The following is an 18,822-nucleotide window of genomic DNA, read 5'->3' as shown; positions in this document are numbered from 1 at the left end:
GGGGGTATCTCGTGACGCTACCCCATCGCGCGGCCCCTCCGGCGTACAGGGACCCGAGGTGTCCGGCATCCGGGCCCCTCGCGCTCCGACCACTCGGGTTCGCGGGGCAGCCGCTCGCGGGCCTCCGCCGGCCGCTCGTGCGGCGCGACGCCCTTCGCCCTGCTGCCGGTGGCTACCTTCGTGCGCATGAAGATCGACATCGTCGTCGTCTACGTGCAGCGCTACCGGCAGGGGCACGAGCTGGACTTCGTGCCGCCCATCACCGGCATCCACCTCGCTGCGCTCACGCCGCCGGGCCACGAGGTCCGGGTCATCCACCAGCAGGTGCAGCCGGTGGACCTCGACACGGATGCGGACCTCGTGGCGCTGTCCTTCTTCTCCGGCTTCGCCCCCGAGGCGTACCGGCTCGCCGATGCCTTCCGCAGCCGCGGCAAGAAGGTGGTCGCGGGCGGGCCGCACGTGACGTACGCGGCGCAGGAGGCGCTGCGGCACGTGGACGCCGTGGTGCTGGGCGAGGCCGATGCCGTATGGCCGACGCTGCTCGCGGACGCGGAGCGTGGCGCCCTGCAGCGCCGCTACCAGGGCGGCCCACACTCCATGCGCGGCCTGCCCACGCCGCGCTACGACCTGCTCGGCGACCGCTTCTTCGTGCCGCGCGTGGTGCAGGCGACGCGCGGCTGCCCCTACCGCTGCTCGTTCTGCACCGTGCCCACGCTCAACCCGGGCTTCCGGATGCGGCCCGTGGAGGAGGTGCTGCGCGACATCCGCTACGACGACTTCGAGCACGCCTGGCAGCGCAAGGTGGTGTGGTTCTGGGACGACAACCTCACCATCCACCGGCCCTACGCCCACGCCCTGCTGCGCGCCATGGTGCCCGAGAAGAAGTGGTGGCTCACCCAGGCCAGCCTCGACATCGCGAATGATCGCGCGCTGCTCGACGACCTCGAGGCCTCCGGCTGCATCGGCATCTTCTTCGGCATCGAGAGCTTCGGCGCGGAGAGCCTGAAGCAGGCCAACAAGCGCCAGAACAAGATTGCCACCTACCGCGCCTCCGTCGAGCGGCTGCACGAGCGCGGCATCTGCGTGATGGCGGGCTTCATCTCCGGCTTCGACGGCGACACGCCCGAGAGCATCCTGCAGATGGCCGAGAACCTCGACGAGATCGGCGTGGACGTGCCCTTCCTCTCCATCCTCACCCCCTTCCAGGGCACGCCGCTCTACGACGAGCTGCTCAGCGAGGGCCGGCTGCTCGAGGACCGCGGCTGGGAGTTCTTCAACGGCTACAACGTGGCCTTCCGCCCGCGCGCGATGACGCCCGGAGAGCTGCTCAACTCGCACCGCCAGCTCTGGCGCAGGGCGTTCTCCCTGCGCGCCTCCGCAGCGCGGGTCGCGAAGCGGCTGGGGAGGCTGCGCGCCGGCGCACAGCTGATGAGCGCCTGCATGAACGGCTTCTACGCGCTCAAGGCGCTGCGCGGAAACGAGCCCGTGGACATGGCGACGCGCACGGCCTACCGCGACGCTGCGCTGCCCGAGCACGTCCGCATCGACGCGAGGCCCGCGCCGGTGAAGCTCACGGTCCCCGTCCCCACGAGCGCAGCGCGCTGACTGGCGGGCCGCAGGGCGAGCGGGCGGGGCCCGCCGCGCAGGGCAATGGCGCGCGGGCCAGGGGCGCACCCACGCTCCGGGCAGGAGGCCTGCCATGGCCGACATCGTCCTGGTCAACCCGCGCTTCGAGCCGTCCTTCTGGGGCATGGAGCACGTGCTGCCGCTGCTGGGCAAGCGCGCGAGCATGCCGGTGGCCGCGCTGCCGCTGCTCGCTGCGCTCACCCCCGCCCCCCACCGGGTGCGCATCCTGGACGAGAACGTCACTCCGCTGGATCTGGACGCGCTGGCGCGCGCGGACATCGTGGGCCTGACGGGGATGGTGGTGCAGCGCGAGCGGATGCGCGAGCTGCTCGCGGCGCTCAAGGCGCGCGGTGCGTTCACGGTGGTGGGCGGGCCCTGGGCCTCGGTGCACGAGGAGGACTTCCAGGGCCTCGCGGACGTGGTCTTCGTGGGCGAGGCGGAGGGGACCTGGCCGCGCTTCCTCGCGGAGTGGGCCGAGGGGCGCCACTCCGCGCGCTACCAGCAGCTCGAGCGCACGGACCTCACCCGCCTGCCCACCCCACGCTACGACCTGCTGGACCTTCGCCCCTACCTCTTCGGCTCGCTGCAGTTCACGCGCGGCTGCCCCTTCCAGTGCGAGTTCTGCGACATCATCGTGACCTTCGGCCGCAAGCCCCGCCTCAAGCTGCCCGGGCAGGTGGTGGCGGAGCTCGAGGCCCTGCGCGCGCGCGGGGTGCGCCACGTGTTCGTGGTGGACGACAACCTCGTGGGCAACAAGCGTGCGGTGCGCCCGCTGCTGGACGCGGTCGCCGCGTGGCAGCGCGAGCGCGGCTACCCGCTCGTCCTCTTCACCGAGGCCTCGCTGGACCTCGCCGAGGACGCGGACCTGATGGCCCGCATGGTGGAGGCCAACGTGGTGAGCGTCTTCGTGGGCGTGGAGAGCCCGGACGAGGCGGCGCTGCTCGAGGCGAAGAAGCTGCAGAACGTGCGCCCGCGCGCAGGCACCCTGCTCTCGCGCGTGCGGGCCATCCAGGACGCGGGGCTCGAGGTGTGGGCGGGGATGATCGTGGGCTTCGACGCGGACACGCCCGAGGTCTTCGCCCGCCAGGTCGCGTTCGCCCGCGAGGCGCGCATCGCGCACGTGATGGCGGGCATGCTCTCCGCCATCCCCAAGACGCCGCTGCACGCGCGGCTCGCGCGCGAAGGGAGGCTGGACCTGGCGGAGCGGCCCGCCTACGGCACCAACGTCATCCCGCTGCGCATGAGCCGCGAGGCGCTGCGCGACGGCTACATCGGGCTGATGGAGGCGCTCTACCAGCCCGAGGCCTACTTCGAGCGGGTGGAGGCGCTGTTCCTCGAGGGAAGACTGGACTACGGACGCGGGCGCGCACGCTACTGGCAGACGCACCCGTGGCGGCGGCGCGCGAGCCAGGCCCGGGATCTCGCGACGGCGCTGGTGCTCGCGGCGCGCCTGCTCGCGCGGCTGCCGGACCCCGCGCTGCGGCGTGAGTACACGCGCAGGCTCTCCCGCGCCTGGGCGCAGCGCCCCGAGCCCGAGCTGCTCCTGCTCTTCGTGGTCAAGTGCGCCTGCCACTTCCACTACCACCAGCTGGTGCGGCGCCTGCGCGCGGGCGAGCTGCGCAACTCCTTCTGAGCGCGCAGCTCGGACCGTGGTCCCCGGAGCATACGTCCCCCCGCTCGGACCGCGGGGCAGCTCGGGCGGCGCACAGGCGCTGCTACCTTCGGCGCATGCGTTCTGCCCTGCCTGCGGTGACCCTGCTCCTCGTGCTCTGCGGCTGCGCCTCCACGCCGGCAGCTCCTTCCGCTCCGAAGGAGGCCTCCGACGGGGACGTGGTCGCCCGCGAGCCCTGCCCCGTCCCGCAGGACCGCGCTGCCTTCGATGCGGAGATGCGGGACTACCTGCAGGAGGACCTGGAGCAGGCCGGCCTCCAGGCGGAGCTCGCCGCGCGCCCGGTGGAGAGCCTCTTCCCACCCGCGGACTTCACGCGCCTGCAGGCCGCGGCCCGCGAGGGGCGCTGCGAGCGCGTGCTCTACCGGGTGGGCGCGCTGCGGGTCAGAGGCTTCGTGCTGCGGCCGCCCCAAGCCTCGCAGGGGCCCCACCCGGTGCTGCTGTGGCTGCGCGGCGGCAACGCGGACTACGGCCGCATCGGCACCTTCGGGCTCGTGCAGATGCAGGACTTCACGGACGCGGGCTTCGTGGTCGTCGCCACGCAGTACCGCGGAGCGGATGGAGGCGACGGGGCCGACGAAGTGGGCGGCGCGGACCTCGCGGACGTGCGCGCGCTGGTGCCACTGGCTCGCGCGGTGCCCGGCGCGGACGTGTCCCGCCTCTACCTGCTGGGCGGCTCGCGCGGCGGGATGGAGGGGCTGATGGCCATCCGCGCGGGCCTGCCGGTGCGCGCCGCCGCCATGCGCAGCGGTCAATACGACTTCGAGATGTCGCTCGCCGACCGCCCCGACCTCGAGGCCGAGGTCTACGCGAAGCGCATCCCCGAGTGGAGCCGCGACCGCGCCGCAGCCATTGCGCGCCGCAGCGCCCGGCAGTGGGCGGGCGAGCTACACGTCCCCCTCCTCCTGCTGCACGCCGAGCAGGACTGGCGCGTGCGCCTCGCGCAGTCGCAGCGCTTCGCCGAGGCGCTCCAGGCCGCGGGCACTCCGCATGCCCTGGTCGTGTACCCGCGCGACGAGCACCAGCTCGCGCTGCACCGGCGCGAGTGGGTGCAGGCGGCGGTGGACTGGTTTCGCCGCTACGGCGCCTTCGGCCCTCCTGCGGACGCCGCGCCGCGCGCGGCGCCCTGAGCGCGCGCCCCTACCCCCACGCGAGCGCGCCGGCGCGGCGCTGCCGCAGCGCGAGCCCCGCGAGCCCCAGCGCGGCGAGCCCCGCGGCCCTGCGCGCCCAGCGCGCACGCACCCGGGCCCGGGCGCGCGCCGCGGCCTCGCTCTCGGCGTAGAGCGAGAGCAGCGCGGGCACGAAGTGGGTGAGGTCCTGCGGGCCGCGGCTGGACACCCAGTTGCCGTCTCGCACCACCGAGAGGTCCTCCCAGCGGGCGCCGGCGTTCGTCAGGTCGTCGCGGATGCCGGGCCAGGAGGTGAGGTGCCGGCCGCGCGTGAGGCCCGCGGAGGCGAGCACCCAGGGGCCGTGGCACAGCGTGCCGATGGGCAGGCCCGCCTCGTCGAAGGCGCGCACCAGCTCCCGCACGGCGTCGCTCTGGCGCAGCAGGTCCGGGCTGACGAAGCCGCCCGGGATGAAGAGCGCGTCGTAGTCCTGCACGCCGACCGCGCTCACGCGCCGGTCCACCCTCACCTCCTTGCCGGGCTCGAGCCCGTTCATCCCGCGCAGCGAGCCCGCGTGCACGCTCACCACCTCCACGTGCGCGCCCGCGTTGCGCAGGGCCTTCAGCGGCACGGTGAGCTCCACCTGCTCGAAGCCGTCGGCGGCGAGCACCGCCACCCGCAGGCCCCTCAGTGTCTTCGCCATGGATGGGTCTCCTAGCTCCCCGCGCCCGCCAGCACGCGGTCCACCTGCGCGACGGCGTCCGGGGTGAGGCGGAAGTCCGCGGCCTGGAGGTTCTCCTTCATCTGCTCCGGCCGTGTCGCCCCCACGATGGTGCTGCTCACGCCCTTCTGGCGCAGCGCCCACGCGAGCGCGAGCGTGCCGCGGCTCACGCCGAGCCCGTCCGCGATGGGCTTGAGGCGGCGCACCTTCTGCAGGTTCTCCTCGGAGAGCAGGCGCTTGGCGAAGGTGTCCTCGCGCGAGAGCCGGGCGTCGGCGGGGCGCCCCGCGTCGTACTTGCCGGTGAGCGCGCCCATGCCCAACGGGCTCCAGACGACGAGGCCCATGCCCAGGGGCTCGGTGACCGGAAGGATCTCCTGCTCCACGCGCTCGCGCCAGAGCATGGAGTACTGCGGCTGCTCCACGACGGGGGCGTGCAGGCCGCTCGCGCGCGCGAGCTCCACGGCCTCGGTGATCTGCTCGGCGCTCCACTCGCTGGTGCCCCAGTAGAGGATCTTCCCCTGGTCCACGAGCTGGCTCAGCGCGCTCAAGGTCTCCTCGAGCGGGGTCTCCGGGTCGTAGCGGTGGCAGAAGTAGAGGTCGAGGTAGTCGGTGCCGAGGCGCTTGAGGCTCCCCTCGATGCTGTGGCGCACGTGCTTGCGGTGCAGGCCGCGGTCGTTCACGTCGTCGCTCATCGGCCAGAACAGCTTGCTGGAGACGACGAGCCGGTGGCGCGGGAGCTCCTTGAGCACCGCGCCCATCATCTGCTCGCTCTTGCCGTTGGCGTACACGTCCGCCTGGTCGAAGAAGTTCACCCCGCCCTCGAAGGCGGTGTGAATGATGCGCCGCACGACCTGGTCGTCCTGGACGCTGCCGCCGAAGGTGGTCCAGCCGCCGAGGCTGAGGGCCGAGACCTTGAGACCGCTGCTGCCGACTCGCCTGTACTCCATGGGGGTGCCTCGCAGAGAGGAGGGGGACGCACGGGGCAAGCTAACGATGGCGCCCGTCCCCGCCACCGAGAGTGCAGGCGAGCGCCACGCCCTCCTGCTCCCGCGTGGGGTTGCACCCGGGTACAGCGCCTGCGTCCGGGTCCGCGCAGAGCGGCTGCGCTGAAACCGCCACTTCGCTGCCACGCCGTCCGCCAGCGCGCAGTCCGGATTGCCCCGCTCCCGCGTCGCCACACCTTTCTGCCCTCCCAGGAGCGCCCGTGCGGCGCGTCACCGGGAGAGAGGAGAGGGACGATGAAGCAGATCGGGTGGGTGTTGCTTGCGCTCCTGGGAGCACAAGCGGGGGCGGCCTCGGCCGCGACGCAGCGCTACGTGGTGGTCTTCAATCAATCCAACAACCTGCCGTCCAACGCCGAGCGCGCCGTCCAGGCCGCGGGCGGCAGCATCCAGGGACGGCTCGACGCGGTGGGCGCGGTGGCGGTGGAGTCGAGCAATCCGAACTTCATCGCCGACATCGAGGCGAACCCGGTCGTCAAGGCCGCGAGCCTCGACGAGCTGCTGCTGACGATTCCGGAGAGGGGGCTCTCTGCGCTCGACCGGGACGCGGCCGCCACGGAGAACAACGGCGGCACCATCACCTCGCCCGGCGCGGATCCACAGCCCATGCCCGACTCGCTGGGCAGCCAGCAGTGGGACAAGATGCGGATGAACTCCACCCTCACCGGCTCCTACGCCGTGCAGCGCGGGCGCCGGGACGTGCGGGTCGCCGTGCTCGACACCGGCGCCGAGGTGCTCCCGGTGCCGCACCCGGACATCGCGCCCAACCTGAACTTCGCCGAGAGCCGCTCCTTCGTGCTCCCCTCGGGCGCCTACAACGGCCTCGCCGAGGGCGACCCGAACCCGGCGAGCTGGGACGACAAGGTGGGCCACGGCAGCTGGTGCCTCAGCGCGGTGGGCGCGCCGATCAACGCCATCGGCGTCTCGGGCGTCGCTCCGAACGTCACCCTGGTGGCGCTGAAGGTGCTCGGTGACACCGGCTCCGGCAGCTTCTTCGCGCTCGCCGCGGCGCTCGTCTACGCGGGCAACCACCACTACGACGTGGCCTCCATGAGCCTCAGCGGCTTCCTGCAGCACGCGAAGCACGGCCAGGCGCTGGTCACCATCGTGCAGCGCGCCTCGGACTACGCGCGCTCCAACGGCGTGCTGCCCATTGCCGCCCTGGGCAACGACGGCTTCAACCTGAGCGACGGCAACTTCGTGCAGAGCTTCCTCAACGTGCCGGCGGAGCTGCCGGGCGTCGTCGGAGTGGCCGCCACCGGCTACTACAACCAGAAGGCCTTCTATTCGAACTACGGCGTGGACGCGACGGACGTGTCCGCGCCCGGCGGCTCCACGCGCAACTACACCGGCGTCCCGGGCAGCGGCGCGCCGCCGCCGCCCTACCTTGGCATCGGGCGCGTGCTCGGCGCCTGGTCGGCGGAGAACACGGATGCGCTGCCCTCCAACCCGGACAACTACTTCCAGCACTGCGTGGACCCGGACGGCAGCGGCGTGGTGTGCGCGTACTACGCCTGGGTGCAGGGCACGTCCATGGCGACGCCGAACGCGGCGGGCGTGGCGGCGCTGATCATCTCCCAGTACGGCGACTTCGCGGGCAACAACCCCAACAAGCCGCACATGTCGCCGCAGCAGGTGGAGTCCTTCCTGCAGACCTCCGCCAACAACCAGCCCTGCCCGGACCCGCGCACCGTCATCCAGGGGCCGGGCCTGCTCATCCCGACCGCGACCTGCTCGGGCGCGAGCGGTGGGGGCAACGGCGCCGGGTACACGGACTTCTTCGGCAAGGGGATCGTGGACGCGCTCAAGGCGGTGACCCTGAAGCCGGGCCAGGCCGCGCTGTAGCGGCGCTGCGGGCCGGGGCGCGCGTGCACACCTTCCTCGAACGACGAGTCGAGAGGAGGAGTGCCCGCGTGCCCCAGCCGCCCCAGGAGCTGCCACCGCCGTCCCCACCCACCCTGCCGGAGCGGCCACCCGACGTGGCGCCTCCTGCTGCGCCCCCGGAGGTGGAGCCGCCGCGGCCCCCCGAGGTGCCCGGCCATCCGGACGACGTGCCCGCCCCGCGCTGAGCCGCGCCTGGGCAACGCCCGGCGCGCAACAGTGGCGTCCCTCCGGGCGACGCGGGGGCCTGCGGGGCGGAGCATGCTGCGCGCCACCATGCGCCTTCACACCGGACGCCTCATCGACCACGTGCACCTGCGCGTCGCGGACCTCGAGAAGAGCCGCGCCTTCTACCGCGCAGCGCTGGCGGCGCTCGGCCGCGCCTTCACCACCGAGAGCCCGCGGCACTTCAACTCGGACGAGCTGTGGGTGGACGCCGCGGGCGACGCCGCCCCTTCGCGCGTGCACCTCGCCTTCCAGGCGGAAGGGCCCGAGGCCGTGCAGCGCTTCCACGCCGCGGCGCTGGCTGCGGGCGGGCGCGACCACGGCGCGCCCGGAGAGCGCAGCTACCACCCCGGCTACTACGCGGCCTTCGTGCTGGACCCGGACGGCAACAACGTGGAGGCGGTGTTCCACGGACCCGCCGACCGCAGCGCCGCGTCCGTGGAGATCACCCCGCGCGCCGGCTAGGGTTCGCCCGCGCGCATCCCCCCGCAATCCGGCCACAATCTGCCGGAGTCGGACCCAGGCCCACATCCGCGGCGCCTGGCACACATCACCCCCGGTGGGACCTTCGCACGGGGTGCGTGATGAAAAAGTGACGGCCCCATCTTCGCAGCGGGGCCCTGATCGGGCTAGACGAGCGACGCCGGCTGTCCCCCCACAGCCGCGCAACCCGGGAGGGGTTCTTGCGTCACTTCATTCATCCATCGCAGCTCAGGGTCGCGGCGTTCGCCGCGGTCCTGGCCTTCGCATTCACATCGCTGGCCCAAGGCGTCACCGGCTCCGCACTGTTCGGCAAGATCACCGAGCCGGGCGGTCAGCCGATCCCCGACGCGGTCGTCGAGATCCGCAACGAGAGCACGGGCGCGACCTTCGTCGCCGTCACGGACGGCTCGGGCGGCTACATGCTCGACAACGTGCCCCCCGGTGGGCCGTACACGGTGAGCGTCAGCGCCACGGGCTTCTTCGGAACCCAGGGCAAGGGCTACCAGCTGCTGCTCGGCAACCGGCTGAAGCTGGATGCGAAGCTGCAGAAGCAGGAGGAGATGGGCGAGCAGCTGACGGTGGTCGGCCACGAGCTGGACGCCTTCTCGGACCGCGGGCGCAACGGCCCCTCCACCACGGTGACCGGCAAGCAGATGGTCGAGCTGCCGCTGCAGGGCCGTAACTTCTCGGACCTCATCTCCACCGCGCCCCAGGCCGCCAACGGCTCCATGGCCGGCCAGAACACCAAGTTCAACAACATCCAGATCGACGGCGCGTCGTACAACGACATGTTCGGCCTCGCCAGCAACGGCACGCCGGGCGGCCAGGCCGGCGCCAAGGCGCTGTCCATCGAGGCCATCGACTCCTTCGTCGTGCAGGTGTCGCCCTTCGACGTGCGCTACGGCAACTTCGCCGGCGGCATGGTGAACGCCATCACCAAGAGCGGCAGCAACGAGTTCCGCGGCTCGCTCTTCGGCTACTGGCAGAACAAGAAGCTGGCCGGTGACCGCGACGACCCGACCTTCCTCGACTACAACGTCCTGCAGTACGGCGTGAGCCTGGGCGGTCCGATCATCAAGGACAAGCTCCACTTCTTCATCACCACGGACCTGCAGTCGCGCAAGAGCGCCTTCGGCAACGCCTTCCAGCTGAGCGGCGACCCCACGGACGACCTGGCCCGCGCCGGCTTCACCAACGCGGAGGCCGAGCGCTTCCAGTCCATCCTCACCAACAAGTACGGGATGCAGAACCCGGGCACCGCGCTGGGCACCTCGCTCCACAACCCGGACCACAACCTGTTCGCCAAGCTGAGCACCAGCGCCATCCCGAACAGCTACGCGGAGGTCTCCTACAACCTGGTGACCGCGGACCAGGACAACCTGACCCGCTCGCCCACCTCGCCGAGCATCCCGGGCCGCCTGCGCGACGGCTACCAGCTGTCCAACGCCGGCTACGCCCAGTCCACCGCGAGCCACGTGGCGCGCGTGAAGCTCACCAGCAGCTGGCTGGACGGCAAGCTCTCCAACGAGTTCCTCACCGGCTTCTCCATCCTGCGCGACCAGCGCGATCCGAGCGACAACTCGCCGCTCATCCTCGTGAAGTCCGGCAAGCTCGGCACGGCCGACTCCTGGCTCGCCGCGGGCGCCGAGCGCTTCAGCCAGCTCAACACGCTGGACCAGGACATCTACCAGCTGCAGGACAGCCTCACCTACAAGATGGGCAGCCACGCCCTCACCGCGGGCACGAGCACCGAGTACCTGAAGATCCGCAACGCCTTCCTCCAGGCGTCCACCGGCGTGTGGGCCTTCAACAGCCTGGACGACCTGGAGGCGGGTCGCGCGGCCTCCTTCCAGCGCCGCTTCGGCGTGAGCGACGTGCAGGACCCGGGAACGGCCGCCTTCAGCGTGTTCCAGCCCGGCTTCTACGTGCAGGACAACTGGACGCCCTTCGAGGGCCTGAGCATCACCCCGGGCCTGCGCGTGGACATCCCGCTCCTCTCCAAGGCGAACGCGAACCCGCGCCTGGTGGACAATGCGGCGCTCGCCATCGACACCAGCAAGGTGCCCTCGGGCAACCCGCTCTGGTCGCCCCGCCTCGGCTTCAACTGGGACGTGGACGGCGGCAACACCGTGCTGCGCGGCGGCACCGGCATCTTCTCCGGCCGCCCCCCCTACGTCTGGGTCTCCAACGCCTACGGCGTGAACGGCCTGTCCCAGGTGGAGCTGACCTGTAACCGCAACGCCACCACGGGTGCGGGCGTGCCGGCCTTCACCACCGACCCGAACGCCCAGCCCTACGACTGCGCCGGCGGCACCAGCACGCCCACCGCGCCGACGAACCAGGGTGAGATCGACTACTTCGACGCGAAGACCAAGTACCCGCAGAACTTCCGCGTCGCGCTCGGCATGGACCGCCGCCTGCCGCTGGGCCTCGTGGGCACCGTGGACCTGCTCTACACCCGCGACATCAACGGCTGGTACACCACGGACGCGAACCTGGTCCGCCAGGACGACCTGAGCGGCGAGGGCCGCGCGCTGTACGGCACCTTCGGCGCCACCGGCTTCTCGGCCGCGCCCAAGCGCTTCGACCCCGTCAACCTGCGCCAGGCCGTGAAGGTCTACAACAAGAACGGTGGCTACGTGACCAGCGCCACCTTCGGCGTGCGCAAGACGCTCGCGGACATCGTGGACGCGCGCGTGGCCTACACCTACTCGCGCTCGATGGACCGCATCTCGCTCACCAGCTCCCAGGCGCTCTCGAACTTCCAGTTCTCGCCCGTGGACGGCAACCTCGAGGATCGCAACGTGCGCGCCTCCGCGTTCGACCGCCCGCACCGCCTGACGGTCACCGGCACCACGTCGCTGCCGCTCGGCTTCAACCTGGGCCTCATCTACATCGGCCAGTCCGGCACGCCCTACACCTGGACCGTCAACGGCGACGTGAACGCGGACGGCATCAGCGGCAACGACATGGTGTTCGTCCCCAAGGACGAGAGCCAGATCACCCTGCAGGACCCGACGCAGTACGCCGCCCTGGCCGCCTTCATCGACAAGCACCCCTGCCTCGCCGACTCGCGCGGTGGCTTCGCGGAGCGCGGCGCCTGCCGCAACCCGTGGCAGAACCAGCTCGATGCACGCCTCGGCTGGAACTCGCCCGAGTTCATCAAGGGCCAGCACCTGGAGCTGCAGGCGGACTTCTTCAACCTGCCCAACATGCTCAACGCGGACTGGGGCCTGTTCCGCCAGGACGCGAACTTCGAGACCCACGCGGCGCAGTTCCTCAAGGCGGTGGGCTACGACGCGGCGAACAACCGGCCGATCTACACCTTCACCGAGCCCACCGAGACCACCACGGTGGTCCACTCGCCGACCGCGTCGCGCTGGCGCGTGCAGGTGGGTGCGCGCTACGTCTTCTAGCGCCCACACCGGGCGCCGGGGTCACCTTCCCGGCGCTCGCGTGAGCTTCGTTTGACCTCGGGGGTGCGCGGGAGGAGTCCTCCCGCGCACCCCTGCTGCTTTTCGCGCAGCCCTTGTCTGCGGACGGCCCCCCGTTCTAGACGGACACGTGCTCCGCTCTCCGCCCGCCCTCCTCGCCGCGCTGCTGCTCACCCCGCTCTGTGGCTGCGCGCCGGCCACGCGCGCCCCCGCCCTGCCCCCGGCGCCCGTGCGCCTCACGCTGGTGGGCACCAACGACCTGCACGGCTGGGTGATGCCGCACGAGGGCAAGCTGCCGGACGGCACGCCCGTCACGCAGGGAGGGCTCGCCACCTTTGCGGGCTACGTGGCGGCGCTGCGCCAGGACAACCCGGACGGCGTGCTGCTGCTGGACGGCGGAGACCTCTTCCAGGGCACGCTCGCCTCCAACCTCACCGAGGGCGAGGTGGTGGTGCGCGCGATGAACCAGCTCGGCTACGTGGCCGCAGCGCTCGGCAACCACGAGTTCGACTTCGGCCCCGTGGGCGCGCGCTCGGTGGCGCAGGCGGGCGACGACCCGGTGGGGGCGCTCAAGGCCCGCATCGCCGAGGCCCACTTCGCGGTGCTCGCCGCCAACGTGCAGGAGGCCGCCACCGGCGCCGCGCCCGCGTGGCTCAAGGGCGACGGCACCCTGCTGGTGGAGCGCAACGGGGTGCGCATCGGCGTGCTCGGGCTTGCCACGCCCACCACCCCCAGCGTGACCAACCCGGTGAACGTGGCCGGGCTGCGCTTCAGCCCCATGGCGCCCGCGGCGCTCGCCGCGGCCCAGCGCCTGCGCGCGCGGGGCGCCGAGGTGGTGGTGGCCGTGGCCCACGCGGGCGCGGTGTGCAAGCGCCTGGACGACCCGCACGACACCTCCTCGTGCGACCGCGGGGACAGCGAGATCTTCGAGCTGCTGGAGGCGCTGCCCGCGGGCACGCTGGACGCGGTCATCGCGGGCCACACCCACCAGCCGGTGGGCCACTTCGTGAACGGCACGCCGGTCATCGAGACCTCCGGCCAGGGCCGCGCCTTCGGACTGGTGGAGCTCGAGCTGGACCCGAAGACGCACCGCGTGCTGCCCGAGCGCACGCGCCTGCAGGCGGCGCTGCCGGTGTGCGAGCGCGTGGAGGCGCGGCTGGGCACCTGCGACGAGCGCGCGCTGAAGGAGGCCGGCGCGGGCGCGCAGCTCGTCCCGGCGCGCTTCCGCGGCCACCCGGTGCAGGCGGACCCGGCGATGGGGGCGCTGCTCGGCGAGGCGCTCGCGCGGGTGCAGCAGGAGCAGCAGCGCCCGCTGGGCGTGCGCGTGCCGGCGCCGCTCAAGCGCGCCTACGAGGCGGAGAGCGACCTGGGCAACGTGCTGACGGACGCGCTGCGCGCGGTGGCCGGGGTGGACGTGGCGCTGCTCAACAGCGGAGGCCTGCGCGCGGACCTGCCGGCCGGAGAGCTGCGCTACGGGGACGTGTTCGAGGTGCTGCCCTTCGACAACACGCTCGCCACCCTCACCCTCTCCCCCGCCGAGCTGCGCCAGCTGCTGGACGCGGCGTACGGGCACAAGGGCGGCATCCTCCAGGTCTCGGGCCTGCGGGTGACGCTCGCGGGCTGCGCGGGCCAGGCCCACGTGGAGGCGGTGACGCGCGAGGACGGCCGCCCGCTGCCCGCGAGCGCCCGGCTGCGCGTGGCCATGCCGGACTTCCTCGCGCGCGGCGGCTCCGGCCTGGACGCGGTGACCCGGGCGCTGCCGCCGGGCAGCATCGACCTGGGCGAGCAGCGGCCGCTCACCGTGCGCGACGCGCTGGTCGAGTACTGGAAGGCGCAGGGCCAGCCGCTCGTCGCGCCGCCCCGCGGCCGCATCACGCGCCTGCCGGCGCCGCGCGAGGGCTGCAGCCCCTGAAGACGCGCGAGGCCCCTGCTCCCCGTGGGGAGCAGAGGCCTCTGGTGCGGCAGGGGGCTGCGAGGCCCCGCTCAGACCATCGACTTGAGGGCCTTCATCGGCTGGATCTTGACCACCTTGCGGGCGGGCTTCGCCTTGAAGATGGTCTCCTCCTTGGTGAAGGGGTTGATGCCCTTGCGCGCCTTGGTGGCCGGCTTCTTGATGACCTTCACCTTCATCAGGCCGGGGACCACGAACTTGCCCGAGCCACGGCCGCCCAGGTTCTTCTTCAGCTCCTCGGCGAACGCGTCGAACACCGAGCCGACCTGCTTGCGGCTCAGGCCGGTCTCCTCCGCGATGGAGGTGTAGAGCTCGGACTTCGTGGGGGGCTTGGCCCCGGGGGCCGTCTTCTTCGCCTTTGCAGCCATCTGTGTGACTCCAGGTCGAGGGGGAAAGTGCCTCTGCGGGCCCCGGAATCCCGGGGCGCCAGGGCCGCCATACCACTCCCTGGGCCCCTGAAGTCGAGCAACTCATGCTCGCACGGCGGGTCAGCCGGCGGGGGGCGCCCCCGCGTCAGGGCCGCCCGGGTGCGGCGGCAGGCCCTGCGGCCGGTGCCTTCACGTACTGCTCGAGGAAGCGGGCGATGCGGGCCTGGGCCTCGATCTGGTTCTCCCGGCGCGCGAGCGAGTGGCCCTCGTTGGGGGCGACCATGTACTCCACCGGCACGCCGCGCTGGCGCAGCGCCGCGACCACCTGGTCGCTCTCGCTGCGCGGCACGCGCGGGTCGTTCGCGCCCGCGTAGACGAAGAGCGGGTCCACGATGCGGTCCACCTGGGCGAGCGGCGAGAGCGACTCGAGCAGCGCGTCGTCGCGGCCCAGCTCGCCGAACTCCTCGCGGAAGATGTCCCGGATGACGCCCGAGGTGGACGCGAGGAAGGTGCGCATGTTGGCGACGCCGAAGAGGTCCACGCCTGCGCGCCAGAGGTCCGGGTTGCGCTCGAGCGTGATGAGCGTGGTGTAGCCACCGTAGCTGCCGCCGTACACCACCATGCGGCCCGCGTCCGCCCACGGCTGCGAGGCGGCCCAGCGCGCCGTGGTCTCGATGTCCTTGAAGGCCTCGAAGCGCTTCGGGCCGTTGTCGCCCATCTCGTAGGCGCGGCCGAAGCCGCTGGAGCCGCGCACGTTGGGCTCCACCCACGCGTAGCCCTGCGAGAGGAAGAAGCCGATGGCGGGCGACCAGCGCACGGCGTACGAGCTCGCGGGGCCGCCGTGGTAGCTCACGATGACCGGCATGCGCTTGCCGGCCGTGGCGCCGCCGCGGGGCAGGTACACGTTGACCGGGAGCTTCAGCCCGTCGTGGGCCCTCACCTGCACGATGCTCGCCTCCACCGGAGGAAGGCTCGCGAGCCCCGGGCGCTGCTCGCGCCGCAGCGGCGTCACCCGGCCCGAGCGCGCGTCCACGCCATACACGTCCGTGGGCTGCGAGGGCGTACTCCACGTCACCGAGAGGTGCTGGCCATCCTGCGAGAAGCGGCCCAGGGCGCCGAAGCCCAGGGGCAGCTGCACCCGGGTGCGCGGGCGCAGCGTGCGCGCATCGAGCAGGCGCAGCTCGTGGCGGTTGCCCGCGTTGACGTCCACCGCCACGGCGTCGCCGCGCGGAGAGACCTCCAGGCCCGCCAGCTCCGCCGTCGCGGGCTGCGTCTCCACGTAGCGCGCGAGCTCGTGTCCATCGCGCGCGTCGAGCGCGAGCAGCACCGCCTGCTCGCCGCCCGCGTCGGTGGCGAGCAGCACCCGCTGCCCATCCGGGGTGAAGCGCGCGTCGCTGACGGCCGCCTGGGTGTCCCCCGCCGGGTACAGCCTTCGCGCCTCGCCCGTGTGCAGGTCCACCCGCATCAGCTCGAAGTTGGACGCGGAGTGCATGCGCAGCCACAGCCCGGCGCGCCCGTCCTCGCTCACGTCGGTGAGGAAGCCCGACTCCGTGTCCTCGTACACCCGCCCGGGCGCCCCGCCGGAGAGCGGCAGGCGGTACAGGGCGCTCGCCTTCTCGGCCATCTTGCGCGCGGAGAAGAAGACGGCCTCGGGCGCGCGCTCGGGCAGCTGCGGGTCGTCGCGCTGCAGCACCTCGCCGGGGGTGAGCCCGGTGAGCTCGCCTGTGGCGAGCTCCACCCGGTACAGGCGCCAGTTCTCGTCCGCGCCCGTGTCCATGCGCACGAGGGCGCTCGTGCCGTCGGGCAGGGGCAGCGCGCCCGTCACCCGCTCGGTGGTGCGCGTGAGCCGGCGCGCCGGTGCGGTCGGGTGGGCGACGTCCGCCACGTAGAGCTGCGGGAGCCCGTCGCGGTTGGACACGAAGAGCACCTGGCGGCCGTCGCGGCTGAAGGCGGCCTCCTGGTTGACGAAGGCGTCGAAGAAGGGCGCCACCGCCTGGGCCAGCGCCGCCTCGCGCTCGGGGGACTGCTTTCCCGCCGGGTCCGGTGCGGCCTGCGCAGGCGCCGCTGCGGGCGCGGGCGCAGGCGGGGCGGCCGCTGCAGGTGCCGGGGCTGCGGCAGGGGGCGCGCGCTGAGCCTGGGTGTCAGGAGGAGGGGCGGAGGCGCGGGTCCCGGAGCAGGCGGAACCAGCGAGGAGCACGGCCAGCCAGAGCGGAGTTCGCATGGTGCGGGCGACGCTGCACCCACACTGCCCCACCCTGAATGGCCTCCGGGTACCAGGCCGAGGGCAGCCCACCTTTCGCTCCGGGGGGGGACTGAGGCTAGGTTAGGCAACTGAATGGAATCGAACAGAGCCGTCGAGATCCTCACCGTCCGCCTCGCCCAGTACCTCGGGCCCGCGGCCGCCGCGAACACGGTGCACAGCCTCTGCCTGCGCGAGGCGAGCGCTGCGCCGGGCGCGCTCTCGCCCGCCCAGCTCGCGCGCGTGGTGCCCTCGCTGCAGCCCCTGCTCTCGGTGCTGCTGGGCAGCATGAAGACCGAGCTCCTGCTCTCGCAGCTGGTGAAGGACCTCTCCCGGTGAAGGGCGCCGGGTTCACCGCGGCGCTCCCCTTCGTCGGCGCGCTGGGCGCGTACGCCGCGCTGCGCGGCCTGCACGGCGGGCTCGCGGAGGAGACGATCTACTTCATCGTCGGCATCCTCGCGGTGGGGTCCGCCGCCCTGGGCAGCTTCGTCGCGGCGCTCACGCTCGATGCGGGCGACTACATGCGCAGGCCCTGGGCGCTGATGGGGACCTGCTACGGGCTGCTCGCCCTCAACGCCCTGCTCTTCCGCACGACGAGCCGCTTCGAGGCGCAGGACATCTCGGCGCTCTCCGTGGCGCTGAGCGGCGTGCTGCTCTTCGTGGGCAACGCGGCCAGCGTGTGGGGCACGGTGCAGATCGCACGCGCGTACCGCGTGGCGGGGCTGGACCTGCAGGTTCCCCCCGCGCTGCGCTGGCTCGCCGTGAGCATCTCGCTCGCCATCGCGCTCGCGCTGGTCGGCGAGCTCACGCTCGACGACCTGAAGACGCTGGCGGGTGGGAACCTGCACGTGCTGCCCTCGCTGGCCTCGAACACGGGCGACGTGGTCTCGCTCACCCTCATCGCGCCCATCCTGCTCACGGCGTTCGCGCTGCGCGGCGGCAACCTCGGCTGGCCGTGGTCGCTGCTCGCCTTCGGCAGCCTGGGCTGGCTCCTGTACGGCGCCGCACCCATGGTGGGGACCGCGCTGGGCGTGGACGAGAGCCTGATGCGCGCCTTCGGTGCCTCGCTGCGCACCTTCGCCTGCCTCTCCCAGATGTCCGCCGGGCTGCTGCAGGCCCTGGTGGTGATGGAGCCGGAGCGCCCGCTGCCCGCGTACCTGCTGGCTCCGTGAGCGCGCTCACACCGAGAGGCCGTGCTTGAGCAGGGCAAGCCCGAACCACCACTGCCCCTCGGGCGTGCCGAGCTTCAGCTCGCCCTTCATCATCCGCTGGTAGAACTCGCCGAGCGCGGGCGTGGAGGCGAGCGTCTCCGCGCCCGTGGCTCCCGCATGCTTCGCCTGGCGGGCGAGCAGGAGCGCGACCGCGCCCGCGAGCGTCGCCGCGAGGCGGCGGTGGTAGACGAAGCCCGCGGGCAGCGCGGTGCAGGGCGCGCCGTCGTAGGCCGAGAGCAGGCGCAGGCAGGTGGCGTCGTCCAGGCGCAGGAAGACGGCGAGCACCGCGAGATCGTAGGAGCCATCCTGCGGTCCGGCGGTGGCCCAGTCGAGGAAGAGGATCGACTCGCCGTCGTAGACGAGGTTGCCGGGGTTGAGGTCGTTGTGGCTGAACACCGGCGGGCCTTCCTCCGCGGGCGCCGGCTCGGCGAGCGCGCGCTGGATCCCGTCGCGCACGAAGGCCGGCAGCGCGAACCCCGCGAGCTGCTCCCACGTCTGGGCGAGGAACTCGAGCGGCTGCCTCCCGGAGGCGTTCGCCGGCAGGGGCACCTCGTGCAGCCGGCGCACGGTGCGGCCGAGCTGCGCGAGCGCGGCCTCGTGAGTGCCCGGGTTGCGGAGGTAGCCCACGAACGAGCGGTCGACGATGAAGGGCGTGAGCACGGCGCGCCGGGCCTCGTCCACGTGGAGGACGCGCGGCGCGAGCCCCGCCTCCGCGGCGAGCCGCTGCATCTGCAGCGCGTGGTGCCAGTCCGCGTCGCGCTCCGACGCACCGGCAATCTTGAGCACATACTGCGCGCCCGCGGCCTCGACGCGGTACACCGCGGCGCCCGACAGGCCCCGGACGAGCGGCGTGAGCGTGGTGGTGGGTCCTCGCAGCGCTGGGGGCAGGCACTCGTCGGCGTTCATG

The 18,822-nt window shown here is 72.7% G+C and carries 15 protein-coding genes; 10 read left to right on the top strand and 5 right to left on the bottom strand.

Annotated features, from left to right (window positions below; translation table 11 throughout):
- Nucleotides 1–168: 168 nt before the first annotated feature.
- From FGE12_RS15590 to FGE12_RS15580, 3 genes are all read left to right on the top strand, one after another.
- Complete coding sequence (locus tag FGE12_RS15590) at nucleotides 169–1,605, top strand: radical SAM protein (RefSeq protein ID WP_370459002.1); 1,437 nt, start codon at nucleotides 169–171, stop codon at nucleotides 1,603–1,605.
- Between the two features lie 94 nt (nucleotides 1,606–1,699).
- Nucleotides 1,700–3,259: a DUF4070 domain-containing protein gene (locus tag FGE12_RS15585; protein ID WP_153867256.1), complete on the top strand. Its 1,560-nt coding sequence runs from the start codon at nucleotides 1,700–1,702 to the stop codon at nucleotides 3,257–3,259.
- Nucleotides 3,260–3,354: 95 nt separating this feature from the next.
- Nucleotides 3,355–4,425 (top strand): S9 family peptidase, encoded by a 1,071-nt coding sequence (locus FGE12_RS15580; protein WP_153867255.1) that lies wholly within the window; start codon nucleotides 3,355–3,357, stop codon nucleotides 4,423–4,425.
- A gap of 10 nt (nucleotides 4,426–4,435) precedes the next feature.
- Here FGE12_RS15580 and FGE12_RS15575 read toward each other — a convergent pair whose 3' ends face one another.
- Complete coding sequence (locus FGE12_RS15575) at nucleotides 4,436–5,104, bottom strand: type 1 glutamine amidotransferase domain-containing protein (protein ID WP_153867254.1); 669 nt, start codon at nucleotides 5,102–5,104, stop codon at nucleotides 4,436–4,438.
- A gap of 11 nt (nucleotides 5,105–5,115) precedes the next feature.
- Entirely contained in the window at nucleotides 5,116–6,069 is a 954-nt protein-coding gene (locus tag FGE12_RS15570) for an aldo/keto reductase (RefSeq protein ID WP_153867253.1), read from the bottom strand.
- A 291-nt stretch (nucleotides 6,070–6,360) separates the two neighbouring features.
- On the opposite strand from FGE12_RS15570, the gene FGE12_RS15565 reads away from it, so the two are divergent.
- The 5 genes from FGE12_RS15565 to FGE12_RS15545 all read left to right on the top strand — a co-directional run bounded on the left by FGE12_RS15565 (nucleotide 6,361) and on the right by FGE12_RS15545 (nucleotide 14,058).
- A complete protein-coding gene (locus FGE12_RS15565; RefSeq protein WP_153867252.1) occupies nucleotides 6,361–7,968 on the top strand; it encodes a S8 family serine peptidase in 1,608 nt (535 codons plus the stop codon).
- Between the two features lie 68 nt (nucleotides 7,969–8,036).
- Nucleotides 8,037–8,192, top strand: coding sequence for a hypothetical protein (locus FGE12_RS15560; protein WP_153867251.1), 156 nt, complete (start codon nucleotides 8,037–8,039; stop codon nucleotides 8,190–8,192).
- 88 nt (nucleotides 8,193–8,280) lie between these two features.
- Nucleotides 8,281–8,694, top strand: a complete 414-nt coding sequence (locus FGE12_RS15555; protein WP_153867250.1) for a VOC family protein — start codon at nucleotides 8,281–8,283, stop codon at nucleotides 8,692–8,694.
- Nucleotides 8,695–8,912: 218 nt separating this feature from the next.
- On the top strand, nucleotides 8,913–12,128 hold the full coding sequence (locus FGE12_RS15550) for a TonB-dependent receptor (protein WP_153867249.1): 3,216 nt from the start codon (nucleotides 8,913–8,915) through the stop codon (nucleotides 12,126–12,128).
- A 148-nt stretch (nucleotides 12,129–12,276) separates the two neighbouring features.
- Nucleotides 12,277–14,058, top strand: a complete 1,782-nt coding sequence (locus FGE12_RS15545; RefSeq protein ID WP_370459001.1) for a bifunctional UDP-sugar hydrolase/5'-nucleotidase — start codon at nucleotides 12,277–12,279, stop codon at nucleotides 14,056–14,058.
- Nucleotides 14,059–14,129: 71 nt separating this feature from the next.
- Here FGE12_RS15545 and FGE12_RS15540 read toward each other — a convergent pair whose 3' ends face one another.
- Both FGE12_RS15540 and FGE12_RS15535 read right to left on the bottom strand, forming a co-directional pair.
- Entirely contained in the window at nucleotides 14,130–14,465 is a 336-nt protein-coding gene (locus FGE12_RS15540; protein ID WP_153867248.1) for an HU family DNA-binding protein, read from the bottom strand.
- Nucleotides 14,466–14,610: 145 nt separating this feature from the next.
- On the bottom strand, nucleotides 14,611–16,686 hold the full coding sequence (locus FGE12_RS15535) for a prolyl oligopeptidase family serine peptidase (RefSeq protein WP_153867247.1): 2,076 nt from the start codon (nucleotides 16,684–16,686) through the stop codon (nucleotides 14,611–14,613).
- A 114-nt stretch (nucleotides 16,687–16,800) separates the two neighbouring features.
- Between FGE12_RS15535 and FGE12_RS15530 the strand changes: the two genes are divergently transcribed.
- Together FGE12_RS15530 and FGE12_RS15525 are read left to right on the top strand one after the other, a co-directional pair.
- Nucleotides 16,801–17,043, top strand: a complete 243-nt coding sequence (locus FGE12_RS15530; protein WP_153867246.1) for a hypothetical protein — start codon at nucleotides 16,801–16,803, stop codon at nucleotides 17,041–17,043.
- On the top strand, nucleotides 17,040–17,876 hold the full coding sequence (locus FGE12_RS15525) for a hypothetical protein (protein ID WP_153867245.1): 837 nt from the start codon (nucleotides 17,040–17,042) through the stop codon (nucleotides 17,874–17,876). The genes FGE12_RS15530 and FGE12_RS15525 overlap by 4 nt, the downstream gene beginning before the upstream one ends.
- A 6-nt stretch (nucleotides 17,877–17,882) precedes the next feature.
- Here the strand turns inward: FGE12_RS15525 and FGE12_RS15520 are convergent, their stop codons facing one another.
- On the bottom strand, nucleotides 17,883–18,821 hold the full coding sequence (locus FGE12_RS15520; protein ID WP_153867244.1) for a phosphotransferase: 939 nt from the start codon (nucleotides 18,819–18,821) through the stop codon (nucleotides 17,883–17,885).
- Nucleotide 18,822: the final 1 nt, after the last annotated feature.

It is taken from the genome of Aggregicoccus sp. 17bor-14 (assembly GCF_009659535.1).
Classification (GTDB): Bacteria; Myxococcota; Myxococcia; order Myxococcales; family Myxococcaceae; genus Aggregicoccus.
The sequence above is the reverse complement of the archived record's forward strand: the minus strand, read 5'-3'. Positions and strand labels throughout refer to the sequence as shown.